A 16,750-nucleotide genomic window follows, 5' to 3' on the forward strand; every position below is an offset into this window, starting at 1 on the left:
GTGGTTCAGACAACACCTGTACTGGCATGACATCATAAAACGTCATGTCAGTACAGGTGTTTTTTATTAACTTCAGCCAGTGTCACGATTACCTTGCTCGAAATATGATGCATCAGTACGAAAATCGTTATTTTTTCCTATAATATAATTGAAGTATTTCATTCTATTTTCCTGTATAATACGTATATCACAACATATGAGGAGCGTTTTCTAGATGAAAAGTATTAGAATGAAGTTAGTATTGTATTTTTCGGTAATAATGGCTGTAGCTTTAGCACTTTTAGGTTTTATTATCATGAATGGCGCAAGTGAAGCAATTGAACAAGAAGCAGAAGAAGGCCTTCTCTCGCTTGCTACAGAAGGGGCAAGAGTGACCGATAGTCGACTCGACAGTAAATTTATTTATCTTGAAGGGTTGACTAATCTTCCGGAAATTCAGTCAGACACCCGTGACATCGATAGCGCGATGGACATTTTTCTAGACCGGGTGGAAGAAACAGACTATTTACGTATCGGAATTGCTGATTTAGATGGCAATTTATATTTGTCTGATTCGTATGGCAACGACGGCGATATCGTTGATATATCTGAACGCGACTATTACCATGCTTCCCTAAACGGCGAGCGTGGTCTGATGCCACCTTCGCTTAGTGTCAATCCCGCAGATGGGGATCGCTTAATTATGGTCACCTCTGTACCTATTATTGAAGCCGGTCAAATCACTGGTGTTTTGGTTGCGGTCGGCGATGCTGACTTTCTTAGCTTGATTGTTGACGACATTCAATTTGGAGAAAACGGTTATGCATATATGATTAATGAAGAAGGGACAGTTGTTGCCCACCCCAACCGAGACATGATTAGGGATTTCTTTAATCCGATTCTACAAAGCGAAGAGGATGCTTCGCTTGATTCAGTCGCTCAGCAATTCTCTGAAATATTGTCGGCTTCATCCGGAGTCGGTAATTACAATTTCGAAGGGAACGATTTATATTCTGGATTCTCTGACATCGGTGATACTGGCTGGAATTTAATTGTTACTGCCGATGAAGATGAGGTACTTGCAAGTGTGAATAACTTACGTACAACAGCGATCCTCATGACGATTATCGCTGTCGTGATTGCGATTGTGCTTACCTTTTTTGTCGGCACAAGCATATCAAAACCGATTCAATCGGTTTCTCAGTCGGCAGCAAAGATTGGTGAGTTAGATTTACGACAAGACATCGATGGAAAACTTTTAAACAGTAAAGATGAAGTCGGTCAGTTGGCACATGCCCTGCAGAACATTACGAATAATGTGCGTCAGGTTGTCTTTGATATTAACGATTCCGCCGGAAATGTCTCAGCTTCCTCGGAACAATTAACGGCCACCTCACAACAATCTGCTTCAGCCTCAGAAGAAGTGGCATCAACGATTCAGGATATTGCTGACGGGGCGGCGAGTCAAGCTGAAAATACTGAAGCTGGATCTGAAAAGGCTTATCGATTGGGGCAAGTCGTTGAACAGGAACACGCTGTCGTCACACGTCTGAATGAAGCATTTACCGATGTTCATGCTGCTGTAGAAGCCGGTATTGCCGAAATCAAGCGCCTGGCGGTCATCTCTGATCAAACTTCAAAAGCGACCAAAGAAGTTGAACAAGGCATAATGAAAACAAACGAAAGCTCTCACCGCATTAGTGAAGCGAGTAGCGTGATTGCCAATATTGCTGAACAAACGAACTTACTTGCACTAAATGCAGCCATTGAAGCAGCTCGAGCGGGCGAAGCCGGGAAAGGGTTCTCTGTTGTGGCTGAGGAAATTCGTAAACTTGCCGAACAATCGACCACTTCTACTGCATCAATCGATGACATCGTCAAAGACCTGCAGGCAAATGCCGAACAATCAGTCAAAGTGATGGCAGAAGTTTCTACGGTTCTTGAAGAACAATTGAGCAGTGTGAAATTAACCCAAGAAAAATACCATCAAATTGAAGGGGCGATGGACATTTCAAATCAAGCAGTCGAGCACTTAAATGAAACTGGTCAAACGATTGCGTCCATCAAAGAAGACATCGTAACAACGTTGGAAGGTCTTTCAGCTATTGCAGAAGAAAACTCCGCTGCTACTGAAGAAGTCTCAGCGGCGATGCAGGAACAAACCTCCTCGATGGCAGAAATTTCGCATTCAAGTTCAAGTTTATCAGAACTTGCGATGGCCTTAAAAATGCTTGTTGAAAAATTCAAGATCTAAGCATCACTTCAGTCAACCAAAGCCGTTTACCTTTGAAACGGTCATAGCACAAATCAAAACCAGCTAAAAAAGCAATGCCACTTGTGAGTTATTCACCAGCGGCATTGCTTTTTAAATCAATTTTTATTTCTTTCGTTTTCTTTTCTCTATGTCACTGCTTACTATACTTATTTAATGCCCGCAAGCGCCCATTCACCCTTACGGAAAACAGCTTCTGTCTCACCATCGGCACGGACCCCATCAATATCAAGTTCAGCTGAACCAATCATGAAATCAACATGGGTGAGGCTATCATTAACACCGTGCTGGTCAAGCTCCTCATCAGACATCTGTGCCCCGTTTTCAATATTGGTTGGATAAGCTTTCCCTAAAGCAATGTGACATGATGCATTCTCATCGTATAAGGTATTATAGAAAATCAAACCAGATTGTGAAATAGGTGAACGGTGTGGTACTAATGCGATTTCACCCAGACGTTTTGCCCCTTCATCGGTATCAAGTAAGTGCTTGAGCGTTTCATAGCCTTGTTCAGCTTTAAAATCCATCACACGACCGTCTTTAAAGGTTAAACTAAAGTTATCAATCATGTTTCCACCATAGATAAGTGGCTTCGTGCTCTTCACCACACCATTTACGTTATATTTATCAGGCATCGTGAACACTTCTTCTGTTGGCATATTCGGATTGAAATGACGCCCTGCTTCAGTATTCGCACCGCCGCCTTTCCAAATGTGTCCTTCAGGTAAGCCGAAGGTAATATCCGTTCCCGGTGCTGTGAATTTTAACGATTGGTATTGTTTATCGTTTAAAATTTTATGCGCTGCTTTAAGTGTTGCATTATGCGCATCCCACGCTTGAATTGGGTCTTCCTGATCAATCCGGACAATTTTAAAGATTTGTTCCCACAACAGTTCTTTGGCTGTTTCCGCATCATTCCCAGGGAAGATTTTCATCGCCCAGTCATTGGTTGGAATTGAAATAATTGACCATGCAATTTTATCGTTCATCGTATATTTACGGAATTCTTTCAATGCTTCTGCACTTGCTTTTGTTGCTTTGGCAACCCGGCCTGGATCAACATCTTTCAGTAAGTCTGGATTGGTTGAACGGACAGAAAGGAGTGCGACATCATTTTCTGCATAATAGACGTATTTGTCAACCATCCAATCTGGAATCGTTGTGAGTGCTTCCTCTGATGCGTGTTGATAACGCAATAAGGTAATATCATCATCTTGCCAATTGATGACAACATCCTTTGCCCCCATTTCATAAGCTTTCTTGACTAAAAGACGTGTAAATTCTACACCTTCAATTGATGAATTAATCATCAACAATTGATTTTCTTTTAAATTCACACCTGTTTTAAGTGCGAGCTCTGCATACTTTTCTTGTAACGCTAAATCTGCCATGTAAAATTCCCTCCATCTATTTATTTTCATCTTACATTATACATGATTTATTTCGAGATATGAAATATTCCTATCAGTCCGAGAAGGCTTCGACCATTAACGAAAGTTCTTCCCAACGCTCCATTTTTTCTTCAAGTTTCGCTTCAAGTTCTGTTTGCTTATTGAAATGAATACGTACTGCCTCACTATCACTACCGGCCGCTACAATGGCGGCTTGTTCTTCTTCAATCGCTGTTTCAAGCGCACTAATGTCATCCTCTATCGTTGCCCATTCTTTTTGTTCATGATAAGACAATTTTTTCTTACGCTGCTTATCAACAGCTTTAGTCTCAGTCTGTTTTTCGACTTGTTTGGCTTGGTGCGCTTCTTCTTTTGATGCGGCTAAATATTCTGTGTAGTTACCGTAATACGTATCGACGGCTTTCCCATCACTAAATATCCACAACTGATCGACGACACGGTCGAGGAAATAACGGTCGTGCGAGACGGTAATAACGACCCCAGGAAAGCCATCAAGATAGTCTTCGAGGATTGCCAATGTTTCGGTATCAAGGTCATTGGTCGGCTCATCCAACAACAAGACATTCGGTTCTTCCATTAAGACTTTGAGTAAATAGAGACGCCGTTTCTCACCACCGGACAAGCGATTAATGTATGTCCACTGTTGGCTTCTTGGGAACAAGAAGCGTTCCAACATTTGTTCAGCCGTAATCGTTTGCTGGTCGGTGGTTTCAATCACGTCGGCTGTTTTTCGGATGTACTCAATGATTTTCAAACCTTCATCCATTTCACTATGGTCTTGGGTATAATAGCCAACTTTCACTGTTTCACCAACAATTAACTCGCCCATTTCTTGGGTTAAACGTCCTGAAATGATATTCAATAAGGTTGATTTCCCACTACCATTGGGCCCAACGATACCAATCCGGTCTTCTGGTTTCACTAAGAAGCTAAACGGTTCAAATAAACGCACGCCCGTAAAACTATAGCTAATCTCTCGTAGTTCAATCACCTGTTTACCGAGTCGCGCGCTTGCAACTGACAAGTCGACCTTGCCTTGTTGCTTTTCAAATGATTGCTCTTTAAGTTGGTGCACTCGATCAATCCGAGCTTTTTGCTTCGTTGTCCGCGCCTTCACCCCTGCTTTTAGCCAAGCGATTTCACGCTTTAATGTATTGGCATGTTTTTGTTCTGCTCGCTCTGCCTCTGCTAAACGCACTTGCTTTTTCTCAAGGTATGTTTCATAGTTACCGACATAGCGATAAAGATTACCTTTATCAAGTTCATAAATTCGGTTTGTTACTCGGTTTAAGAAGTAACGGTCGTGCGTGACTAATATGAGTGCCCCTCGGTAACTCGGCAAAAATTGTTCTAACCATTCAATTGATGAATGGTCTAAATGGTTGGTCGGCTCATCTAAAATTAGGACATCCGCGGGTTGAATCAACGCTTTTGCTAGAGCAACCCGTTTCTTTTGCCCACCTGATAAGGTCGAAACCGCTTGTTCATAATCGGTGATTCCTAGTTTGGATAGAATCGTTTTGGCCTGAGTATCATGATCCCAAGCTTCAAGTCGGTCAAGCTTATTTTGTGCGCGTTCAAACTGTTGTTGAAACGGTTCGCTAACTGGATCTTTTTCTAGATCAAGCCGGGCCCGTTCAAATTCTTTTACCGCGACCGTAATCGGTGCTTCGCCAGTGAATACTTCATCTAAGACCGTCAGTGATTGATCCAGTTCAACGTCTTGGGCCAAGTAACTCACTAAAAAGTCTTTCGGATGCTTCACCTTTCCTGAATCAGCAACCTCTTTTTCAGCTAAGATCTTCAGGAACGTTGACTTCCCTGTCCCGTTCACCCCAACAAGACCAATCCGCTCTCCTTTTTCGATTGAGAAGCTAATCGCATCAAATAATATTTTATCGCCAAATGATTTGGATAATTGTTCAACTAAAAGCATTTCCATAAAAATCTTCTCCTTCTTCTTGCTACGTGTTAAGTATAGTACAGGTGTCTTAAAGAAAACAAGCAGAAACAAGCCCTTACCTGAGATTCACCCGGTAAAGACTTGTTCACGTAGTCGTCCTAATCATGCGCTTATAAAATCGGTGATATTAGGCGAGCGACAGCTTCTTTAAACTTAATCCAGATGCTACGCTTTTGATAGTCCTCTAATGTTAACAAGTACGATTCACGCATATCTATTTCAAACTGTGTTAGCATTTCGCTACATACCGCTTCACTATAAATAAATGCATTCACCTCAAAGTTCAAACGGAAACTACGAACATCAATATTCGCTGTGCCCACTGAGGCAAGCTTACCATCTACAATAATGGTCTTTGCATGCAGGAAGCCATTCTCATAAATGTACACTTTCGCACCAGCTTTCAACATCTCACCAATATGGGAGTAAGTTGCCCAGTAAACAAAAGGATGGTCAGGTTTATTCGGGATCATAATTCGCACATCAATCCCTGCCAGTGAAGCAATTCGAACGGCATCTGCCAAGCTTTCATCTGGAATAAAGTATGGCGTTTGAATGTATACATAATCCTCAGCTTCCATAATCATTTTAATATACCCATACTTAATCTGTTCCCAGTCACTATCTGGGCCACTCGAGACAATCTGCATACCGACGTCACCTTTAGGCGTTGAAGTATAGTACACCGAATCATATTGTAAGACACGGTCTTTTGATGCCTGGTTCCAGTCTAGAATAAACCGCGTCTGCATGTTACGGACAGAATCACCAATCACTTTTAAATGCGTATCACGCCAGTAGCCAAATTTACGATTATACCCTAAGTATTCGTCACCGATGTTAAAACCACCAATGTAACCAATATAACCATCAATAATTGCCAGCTTGCGGTGATTGCGGTGGTTAATTTTCATGTTAAGGCGTGGAATAATTGATGGGAAAAAGGATTCGACGTGCACACCCGCTTCTTTTAACGCTTTCACGTAGCGTCGACTCACGCGACGCGCCCCCATATCATCATACAAGAACCTCACCTCAACACCTGCCTTCGCCCGGTCAATCAACGCATTAGCAATACGCCAACCTAAAGCGTCACTCCTAACAATGTAATAGACCAGATGAACATGGTGTTTGGCTTGCTTGATGTCATAAATTAACGCTTCAAACTTTTCTTTGCCATCATAGAATAATTCAATCTCATTTTCTTGCGTCAAAATGGCATCATTGTTTCTTAAATGCATATAAAATAAATCTTTATGCTGCTGATAGTGGGGTTTAATGGGGAATGAATCTTCATCAAGTAAACTGAGTTGGTTTTCAACAGCTTTTCTTACCCCGAGTTTACTTTTGTTATCCCAGGTAAATAATTTCCCACCACTTATCTTCCTGCCAAAAACTAAATATAAGAAGAAGCCGAAAAAAGGCACAAAAGTAAGGACCAGTAACCAGGCCCATGTTGAGGTCGGGTTTTTCCGTTCTAAAAAGACAATAATAAATGCCAAAGCAATGTTTAAAAAGACATAAAACCCGAACAAAATAGCAGTAATATCCATTAGGCACCCCTCTCCTTACACCATACCCAAATAATAGCACATTTTGTATGTCTATAACATTATTTACCCTTTTCTTAACGCTTTAAAAACACATTTCCGAAGCAGGATCGCGTAAGCCAGACAAAATAATCATTTTCTGACTTTCCCTAGCATAACCCCTGTCCTTTTAACTATTCCCATCGATATACCAGTATAGATAAAAATGAATACAAACAATTACGGAGGCTCCCTATCAAAACACTACATTGCCGGAGACGCAAACCTTGTCACGGAAGAAGATATTTTTGAAGCGATTGCACACGGGTCGCAGATAAAACGATAAAGACGTGTACGGCATCAGGCGATTGATCTAAGCCTTGATAGCGTACACGTCTCTTTATTCAGAAGCAATCCGGATACTTAAAAGTGTGCGATGGCGCTTAATTAAATCCAACGATTTTTTGTGACACCTTATAGATCATCACACTGATCAATCGGCCAAATTTACCTGGTATATTGACAATCCGGCCCATTAGTCCGTATCGAAGATTAAGGTATAACTCCATGTTCTCTGCCTTCACATATTTCATTAACTCGCGTTTTTTCCGCAAGTTCTCTTTTGTTCCAGACTTGATTAATAATATCGACGAAATAACGGTAACCACTTCTAGGTGCTTCAACATGTAGTCGCGGAGCCGTTCTTCAGCAATGGTATCGAGGTCGACCGCATCAATCATCAATTGATTCACTTTTAATTGTTGGTCAATCCGGCGGATCATCACACTTTCATTGACCGATTGGTCGTCCCGACCAATAAAATAACGGTACAAATCAACATCGATATAATAGAGACGGGTCGCATATTTGAGTGGCGTATAGACATAAAGGTTATCCACATAAAACGTATGTTTCGGTAAGCTTAAACCACTTTCAATTAACAGTTTTGTCCGGTAAATCATTGAATGCATCAAAATAAACTGCCCTTTTTTAAACGTACCCACATCATCCCAACCAAAGACGCTACCTTCTGGTAAAACATTTTTATAGCGCATGACCTTCCGGTATTTACTGCCTTGTTTTTCGTAGACAAAATTACTAATAACTATATCGACCGTCTCAGACGTCCCAGAAAAACGACGCAACGTTTCGAGCACTTTAAAATAAGCCCGCGTATCGACCCAGTCATCACTATCAACCACTTTAAAATATAGCCCCGTTGCATGAGCCAAGCCCGTATTAATCGCTTGACCATGGCCACCGTTTTCTTGGTGAATCGCTCGAACAATCGCTGGATACTTCGCTGCATAACGGTCCGCAATCGCTGCGGTCTCATCACTTGATCCATCGTTGACAATTAAAATTTCCACTTTATCTCCACCAGAAAGTAACGACTCAATCGCATAATGCATATATGCTTCTGAATTGTAGCAAGGAACAACAATCGATAGTAGCTTCATACCTTCACAACCTTTTCTTATTTCTCTTCTTCTGGTACTTGTTTAAAGATGATTTTAAATATTGGATAGAAGACCCAGAATGAGATTGCAGCATTTATAATCATCGTAATCACGTCAGCAATTGTCTCACCTGTTGAACCGAGTTCCCATGTGTTCATCAATAAATCATAAATTGGCGCTTTGTAGAAGCCTTGGGCAGCTGCTGCTCCTATCGTAATGATAATATAAGCAACTAAATACCAAAAAGCTGCGACCCATGCATTCGTATTTGATTTAAAGGTAATCGTTCGCTGCAGAAAGAAATTAATAATTTGTGCAACAGCGATACTAATTTGAACGGCTAAAAAGTAGGCTAACCCTCCACCGCCGCCTTCTGCTAATGTCCCGGCAGCATAATCAAACACGTAATAAGGACTGCCGTCAATGCTCTGCCCAACTTGCCAGATTTGAAAATCCGTGAAAATTAATGCAGTATCCGCAAATATATTTCTTAATATTGGCATTAAAGCAATTTGCAAAACAGTTACACCATTGCTTAATAAAAAGAATACCAGAAATTGAGCACTATTGGGATGTTTTTCTTTGAATTGAACCCACCAATGCGATGTCTTTATTTTACTCGTTTTTTCTATATTGTCCATGTTAATCTCCTTCACAAGAAAGATTGTTAAATTCCCTTCGGTTTCCTATACTCTTCTGAGGAAAAACTTGCTTCAGAAGAGATTTTATGCAAAAAGTAAGTGAGCAATAAATAAAATGAGGGAGAAATCTCCCTCATTTTATTCGAACATTACTCTTGCATTTTCCACGTTTCAGTTATTGCATGTAAAACATTTTTACTTGCCTTTTGAAGCGCAATAATTGTACTTACATTTGTATTTTCATCTTCAGCAAACTCGAGCATCGTATCAGCATGATTTCTTCCACCTTGCCAAGCGGCCATCGTATCTAAACTGACATCTCCTCCGGCATGGAGCATTTGCATAACATTCATGTGCGGATACATGTGTGCGTCAGTGAGTACAAATCCATCAAATCCCCACTCATTTCTTAAAACGTTAGTTAATAGTCCCTCATGTCCACCAGCCCATGTTTGACCTATAAAATTAAAAGAAGACATGACACCTATTGATCCTCCTTCTTTTATTGCTTTTTCAAAAGGTTTCAAGTAAATTTCTCGAATTGCCTGTTCGTTCGACCATGTAAACAAGCTACTTCTAACTCCTGTCTCTCGTTCATTTAAAGCAAAGTGTTTCACATAAGTGATAACACCTTTATCTGTTGCACCCTTAACTACGCCCGCTGCAATTTCTCCGGCAAGAGTGCCATCCTCACTATAGTATTCGAAATTACGGCCGTTATAAGGTGTTCTCAATATATTCATCGCTGGCGCATACCAACCACTATAACCAAATCCTTGCGCTTCATTACCTACGCTAGTACCCATGAGATAAGCGATATCTTTATTCCAAGTGGATGCCAAGACCATTGGTGAAGGGTATGTTACTCCCACACCTTCAACTCCCATAATAGGACCTGAATAAATATTTGAAGCAATTGCCATTGTTCCATCAGGGTTTAAAGTTTTAGGAACACCTAGTCTCTCTATCTCCATTAATTGGTAAGCGCCTGTTCCACTCACACCGGTTAGTTCTTCTAAATCCAATTGTGATACAAAAGTATCCCATTTGGGGTCATCTAAACTTACACCTACCATATCTTCTAGCATAAGCGTTTCATCTAACGTCTGATTGTATGGAGGTAAATCACTTTCGGCTAATCCAAGTTCCTCATCTGTAGGTACTTCATAGTTTAATGCCGATAACACCTCTTCAGATGCAATATAGTCATCTGGTTGCGGCCCTGTAAAAGCTCGGCTATTCTCATCCCATGCTCTTGTTAAATAATCATCAATATGCAAGGCGTCCGCAAATTGATTTGTTGCTGCTGCAACATCACTTGTACGCGAACCATCTTTTGATTCAGAATAGACGACTTCGTTTCCAACATTAAAAGTTTCTGATGCCAAAACATCGTGCGAGTTATCTTTCAAATCAATGGTGTAATTACCTACTTCTAACACGTACGCTTCTTCATTCTTATAGTCGTATGATGCAAAGTCTTCAAACGGTATATCAAATGAGTACACATCAGATTGACCGGGCTCCATTTCATTTGTCTTTAAAAATCTTATTAAATTTGCTGAAGCTTTTTCTATATCACCGGAATATGGGGGATTAGCATATAATTGGATCACATCTTTACCCACAACATCCCCTGTATTCTCAACACTTACTCTTACGGTAACGATATCATCTTCAACATTAATCGCCAATATATCTTTTTCGAATGTCGTGTAACTTAATCCATGACCAAAAGGATATACAACTTCTTCCTGATAGTTATAACTGGAGTCTGTATTGTGTCTTGTTTCATAATACTTATACCCAACATAAATCCCTTCATGTAATTGCACAAAGTATCCTGTCTCTTCAGGAGCGTTTTCATAATGCCCATCCGAAATAAATTCCCCCTCATCATTAAGTTCCATATAATTTAATGCCGCTGGATTATTCATTATGTCACTTGGCCACATAGCAACCGTTCTTCCCGATGGATTAACTGTTCCATTTAATATTCGAGCTAATGATTTTGTTCCGGATTCACCAGGATATCCAATCCATAGCACGCTTTTAATTGAAGGGTAATTTTCTAAAAAATCAAGTTGCAGAACATTTGCTGAATTTATTACTAAGATAACTTTATCAAAAGCAGAAGAAACTTCTTCAATAAGTACTTCCTCTTCATTTGTTAAACGTAAGTCCTTCGGACTCAACTCTTGCATTTCTCCACCACCACGACCTAAAACAATCATAGCAACATCTGAGTAGTCTTTTGCGTTTTGAATAATTGTCTTATTATCTTCGAACAAAGATTCGTCAGAAAAAGCAGATGCAGGTAGTTCTGGCAAAATTAAATTGTTGCTTTCCCCTAGTATTTCGGAGTCACTTCTATTTTTAGGTGGGGTCGTTTGTTCAGTTGAAATATCCCCTGTCTTGTAAAAGTTGTAATATAGATTTAATAAGTTATCATTCAACTCGAAATTACCTTCATCTCTTAGTGCATCTTCAACTTTGATAGCAGACTCAACATTTGTAGCTGTAGAACCTCCAGAGTTAAACAAGGTAACAACAGACCTTGTTCCAAATAGATTTATTTTAGTTTTTTTATTTTCAGATGTTGATAAAGGTAACAGATTATCATCATTTTTCATTAAGACAAAACCTTCGTCCGCAATTAATTCTGTTGTTTCAAGCGCTGATGAAAATGCAACCTGCTGTTGTTCAGTATCAGGCGTAAATTTCGATAAAAACCATTGCCCAGCAGTAGTGATAACAAAAGCGTAATATAATAATGCGGCAATAATTAACACAAAAGATATACCTACCCCTATTAATACATGACGCTTTTTCTTCGACATTCTTTTTTCTTTATTCATATTAACCCCTCGTTTCTTTTAGATTTATTCTGTTTTAATTTCTTTCTTTCTTTAAACACCTTAGACATCCCTTTGAAGAAATGGCCATTTATTGCTAACAATATCCCGTCTACCATTGGCATATTGATGGCACCACCTGTCATTCTTGCATAACCACGAAACGGCATATGATAAACCGACATCACGATTAAGTTAGCTGTATCACGTTTACCAATCTTCCATAACACTTTATGTGTTAATTTCATCATGTGATAAGCAAACCTTCCTGCCAACCCTTTGGCATAACGGCATTGATTTAATGTATCGTTATAGCCAAGTGGCGCTTTACGGTCCCATTTTGGATAAGGAATCTCCCGACCCATTAGCGCTTGGAACGCTTCATCTTCAACTGCTTTCACATCAGCTTCGAAGTATGGTTTAAGTACGTCTTGGTCATACGGTTTTACCATTGTTGTTCCTTCGACAGTAAGTGTTGCCGTCAGTTTAACATCAGCACTTGAAGCAGCAATTGAAAGCTGATAATCATTCGCTTCAATTTCCCATCTGTTTGTTTTTACATTGAAGTATCTAAAGGAATAATCATCAAACGGTATGTCGATATGTTTTGTTTCATTTGGGAATAAATAGACTTTCTTAAATCCTTTCAACTCTTTCTTAGCCCGGAAGATCGTATCACTTTCTGCACCAATATAAAGCTGCACAATTTCTTTACCAGCTACATCGCCTGTATTTGTCAGATCAAAGGAAACGCCTTCATCTGTCACCTGGAGGTTACTGTAACTAAAGGTAGTGTAACTTAATCCGTAACCAAATGGGTATTGGACCGGTATCTTTTTCGTATCATAGTAGCGATAGCCAATAAACTGGGCTTCACGGTATTCCACGGTTGTTTCTTTCCCCGGGAAGTAATGATACGTTGGCGTATCTTGATACTGAATTGGATAAGATTCTGCAAGTTTACCTGAAGGATTGGTGTGTCCAGTCAAGATATTAAGCATGGCTTTCGCACCCGCTTGGCCACTTAAATAGCCGTGTAACAATCCTTTAACATCTGCAACAAACGGTAGTTCCACCGCTGATCCTGAAGATAGTACAACCACAATTTCTTTGTTGACTTGTTTAATTGCTGCTAATAACTCTAACTGATTTTCAGGAATTTTCATATCTTGACGATCAAGACCTTCTGCTTCAGTTACCTCATCCAGTCCGAGGTACAATAATACAACTTCAGCTTTTTCAGCTAATTGAACCGCTTTCTTTTGTTTGGCATGATCTTTTTTTCCGTAACGATTAAATCCTGGTTCGTAGCCAATCACATCAAGATCAAAACCTTTAACGGCAGCTAAGGTTGTCTCAAGTTTAGTGGGATTAACAATCGATGAACCGGCCCCTTGGTAACGCGGGTTATCAGCAAAATCACCAATAATCGCTACTTTACTTTCTGACTTCAATGGCAGTATGTTGTCTTCGTTTTTCAGCAAGACAATTGATTCTTCCGCTACCTTCTCAGCAAACTTATGGTGGTTGTCGGCATCGACGGCTTGTTTGTTCTCCATTAAGGTCCGATTGGTTGAAACCACTAGTGTTAAGAGACGATCGACAGCTTCGTCGAGAATCGCTTCATCCAGTTGTTTTGCTTCTACAGCTTCGATGATATCTGCAACTGTTTCACCATTTGCGGTAGGCATTTCTAACTCATTTCCAGCAATTAAACCTTGGACCCGGTCATTACTGCCACCCCAATCGGTAATCACGACGCCATTAAATCCCCACTCTTCGCGTAAAATGTCACGCATCAAATGCATATTTTCATTGGTGTAGGACCCGTTTAGTTTATTGTAGGATGACATGACTGTTTTTACGTTACCTTCTTTAACAGCCATCTCAAAGCCCGTTAAATAAATTTCTCTTAAGGTCCGCTCATCAACGATGGTGTCAATCGACATCCGGCGTTCTTCTTGATTATTAACAGCGAAGTGTTTGACACAGGCAGCAATTCCTTCTGACTGCATACCACGAATGTAAGCGGATGCTATTTTCCCTGCATGATAGGGATCTTCACTAAAATATTCGAAGTTACGTCCACACCTCGGATTACGTTTCATGTTCATACCAGGACCTAATAAAACATTCACGTCCTGGGTTACTGCTTCTCTTCCTAAGTGTTGACCAATTTTTTCGCCTAACTCGACGTCCCAACTATTTGCAACTGTTGCTGCAGTAGGAAAGCATGTCGCTGGTACGCTTTCATTTAAGCCTAAGTGATCAGCGGCAGCCGCTTGTTTTCTAATGCCATGAGGTCCATCAGCAAGAAAAATTGAATCCACACCTAATCGTTCGATGCTTTCTGTTTCCCAAAAATTCTTCCCTGACATAAGCGTTGCTTTCTCCGCTAGTGTCATTTGTTCAATCAATTGTTTGTGTTTCATATGATTACCTCATTTTTAAAGATTGATGGACAAGTTAATGTTCACCTTAACGTTAAAGCGCTATCAATTTGATACTTATAATTTATCATGATAACGGTTTATTTTTAGTTACTTTTCATAAACGACACTTTTTTTTACATGAACGACATGCCGAACGTTCACCCCTTAATGCGTTGCGGTTTGGACGATCGTTGCACACGCGTTGAAACAATCCCTCCATCGCTTCCCCTTACTCCGCTACTGGTATCGATTCATCTTCAAGTTTTTTAAACGTATTCACTTGCTGACTCAATTTGTCCGCCGTTTCGAGATTATGTGTTGCCGCCTCATTGATTGAGGTCATCATCTGTAATAACGTCGTTGTATTTTCATTTGAATCGACAACTTCTCTCGTACTTTCCTCTACGGCCGCCGTTATTTCTTGTAGCCCTTCTGTCATTTCAGTCGCCGTGACGGTTAAATCATGTGATTTCAAACTGAAACGTTCTAACATTTCCCGGGTGGCATGCATATCTTTTTTGTAATTCGATGCTACCGTCAAGAAGGCATCATAGTCGTGTAACACTTGATCCACAACATAAGACGTGATTGCATTTGCATCATCGACCAAGGATTGAACCGCTGCAGTAACCCCCTGGCTAATCGTCTGAATATTGTTTGCGGTTGTCTCTGTGCTCTCGGCCAGACGACGTACTTCTTCAGCCACTACCGCAAAACCTTTACCCGCATCACCCGCACGAGCGGCTTCAATCGACGCATTAAGTGCTAACAGATTCGTTTGTGCTGATATGTCTAAGATTTCTGTGGTTAACGTATTGATTTCTTCAACAGAACGGCTGTTACGAATAGAGACTGTCATCTTATCGTTAATGTCTTTCAGCATGTTTTCCGTTTGTGTTTTACTGTTACTTGACTGTGTGAATATTTTATCGGCCTCAGCACTAACTGCTGTCACATGCGAAGTATTCGCCCCGGCATCGTTAGCGATTTCATTTGATTGTGACAACACATGTTTCGCACCTGTTTCAATATTCACGATCGTACTACTGATCTCTTCCATACTTGCGGATAATTCATTCAGTGATGCCGAAACATTTGAGGTTGACGTTTTTGAATCATTGAGATGATGGCTCATCTTTTCCGTCGAGTGACGAATCGTACTGGAGCCGGCTTTAATGGTTATCATCGCCTGTTGCAAGATATCTAGGAAACGATTAATGCCTGCCGTCATCGCCCCAATCTCGTCTTCACGATCACTTTCAATCCGCACGGTCAAATCCCCTTCCTCTCGTGCTAATTTATTAATGATTTCTTGTAGCGCTTGATTCGTTTTTTTCAACGGTTGGATAATTGTTTTGGTGGAGACCCTAAAGGAGAGGGCTGCAGCTAAAATAAACACCAATGCCATCCCGAAAATAATATACGTCGATCGCTCAACCCTTGTCCCAATTAGATGTTCTTCATGAGTGATTCGCTCAGCCAATACGTGCTGAAAGCTCTGTTCAGCTTCACTTAGCGCCGTCGTTGTTTCTGGCTCACTAGGTAGCGTCGTAGGGGTTTCTAACGTCTGCGCTAGTTGATCAAGATAACCTTCGTAAGCTGTATGGTAGGGCAGGTAGGCATTCTGTAAACGGGTATCCATCGCCCGTTTCGAAAAGCCCGATGCTAACGTTTCGATATTTTCTAAGTGGCGCCGCTGTTGTTCAATCTGACCTTCTATGTTTGTTAACGCATCACTTCCGCTACGTCTTTCAGTGAGTGCCAATTGTTGATAGGTCAATTCGAGTGTTTTGCGATTCTTTTCAAGTTGTACTTGTTCTTCTTTTATCGGGACAAAATATTCAGCAAATAGTTCGGATGATAATTGAACTTGTGTATTGGTAATACCACTTAACACCGTATTGACTAAAAATAACACCGTTAATACAATCAAAATAAACATCAGGCGTTTTGCTATTGACTTCTTCATTTTCGTCATCCTTTTCATCAGTAATTTTCGTTTTTTGTTTCGTTCCACACAGGCGCATGATTTCTAGCAGTGATTCGTGTGTTGAAAGATGCTTTCCCCCACCCCATAAAGCAGGAGTCATCGATCTACCCCTCAAGCCATCTACACACTTAATTTACCATGTAAGCGATTTAATCCTTATCTTTTTCATAAACGACCGCTTTTTTTACATCAACAACATTTCATTTTAAACAAACAA

The 16,750-nt window shown here is 40.5% G+C and carries 9 protein-coding genes; 1 reads left to right on the forward strand and 8 read right to left on the reverse strand.

What is annotated here, in order from left to right; all coding sequences use genetic code 11:
- Nucleotides 1-214 precede the first annotated feature (214 nt).
- Nucleotides 215-2,233 (forward strand): methyl-accepting chemotaxis protein, encoded by a 2,019-nt coding sequence (locus tag DES38_RS03575; RefSeq protein ID WP_110250725.1) that lies wholly within the window; start codon nucleotides 215-217, stop codon nucleotides 2,231-2,233.
- 167 nt (nucleotides 2,234-2,400) lie between these two features.
- Here DES38_RS03575 and DES38_RS03580 read toward each other — a convergent pair whose 3' ends face one another.
- From DES38_RS03580 to DES38_RS03615, 8 genes are all read right to left on the reverse strand, one after another.
- Nucleotides 2,401-3,642: an aminopeptidase gene (locus DES38_RS03580; RefSeq protein ID WP_110250726.1), complete on the reverse strand. Its 1,242-nt coding sequence runs from the start codon at nucleotides 3,640-3,642 to the stop codon at nucleotides 2,401-2,403.
- A gap of 73 nt (nucleotides 3,643-3,715) precedes the next feature.
- Nucleotides 3,716-5,605 carry an ABC-F family ATP-binding cassette domain-containing protein gene (locus DES38_RS03585; protein ID WP_110250727.1) on the reverse strand — a complete coding sequence of 630 codons (1,890 nt, stop codon included), beginning with the start codon at nucleotides 5,603-5,605 and terminating at the stop codon, nucleotides 3,716-3,718.
- A 131-nt stretch (nucleotides 5,606-5,736) separates the two neighbouring features.
- Nucleotides 5,737-7,179 (reverse strand): cardiolipin synthase, encoded by a 1,443-nt coding sequence (cls, locus tag DES38_RS03590; protein ID WP_110250728.1) that lies wholly within the window; start codon nucleotides 7,177-7,179, stop codon nucleotides 5,737-5,739.
- A 419-nt stretch (nucleotides 7,180-7,598) separates the two neighbouring features.
- Nucleotides 7,599-8,615: a glycosyltransferase family 2 protein gene (locus DES38_RS03595; protein WP_110250729.1), complete on the reverse strand. Its 1,017-nt coding sequence runs from the start codon at nucleotides 8,613-8,615 to the stop codon at nucleotides 7,599-7,601.
- A gap of 17 nt (nucleotides 8,616-8,632) precedes the next feature.
- The gene (locus tag DES38_RS03600; RefSeq protein ID WP_110250730.1) at nucleotides 8,633-9,256 is read right to left on the reverse strand and encodes a GtrA family protein; all 624 of its coding nucleotides are present in this window, start codon (nucleotides 9,254-9,256) and stop codon (nucleotides 8,633-8,635) included.
- A 149-nt stretch (nucleotides 9,257-9,405) separates the two neighbouring features.
- A complete protein-coding gene (locus tag DES38_RS03605) occupies nucleotides 9,406-12,114 on the reverse strand; it encodes a glycoside hydrolase family 3 N-terminal domain-containing protein (protein ID WP_110250731.1) in 2,709 nt (902 codons plus the stop codon).
- Nucleotides 12,111-14,543: a glycoside hydrolase family 3 C-terminal domain-containing protein gene (locus tag DES38_RS03610; protein WP_110250732.1), complete on the reverse strand. Its 2,433-nt coding sequence runs from the start codon at nucleotides 14,541-14,543 to the stop codon at nucleotides 12,111-12,113. The genes DES38_RS03605 and DES38_RS03610 overlap by 4 nt, the downstream gene beginning before the upstream one ends.
- A 229-nt stretch (nucleotides 14,544-14,772) precedes the next feature.
- Entirely contained in the window at nucleotides 14,773-16,512 is a 1,740-nt protein-coding gene (locus DES38_RS03615) for a methyl-accepting chemotaxis protein (protein ID WP_170114320.1), read from the reverse strand.
- Nucleotides 16,513-16,750: the final 238 nt, after the last annotated feature.

This window comes from Streptohalobacillus salinus, from assembly GCF_003201605.1.
Taxonomy (GTDB): Bacteria; Bacillota; Bacilli; order Bacillales; family Amphibacillaceae; genus Streptohalobacillus; species Streptohalobacillus salinus.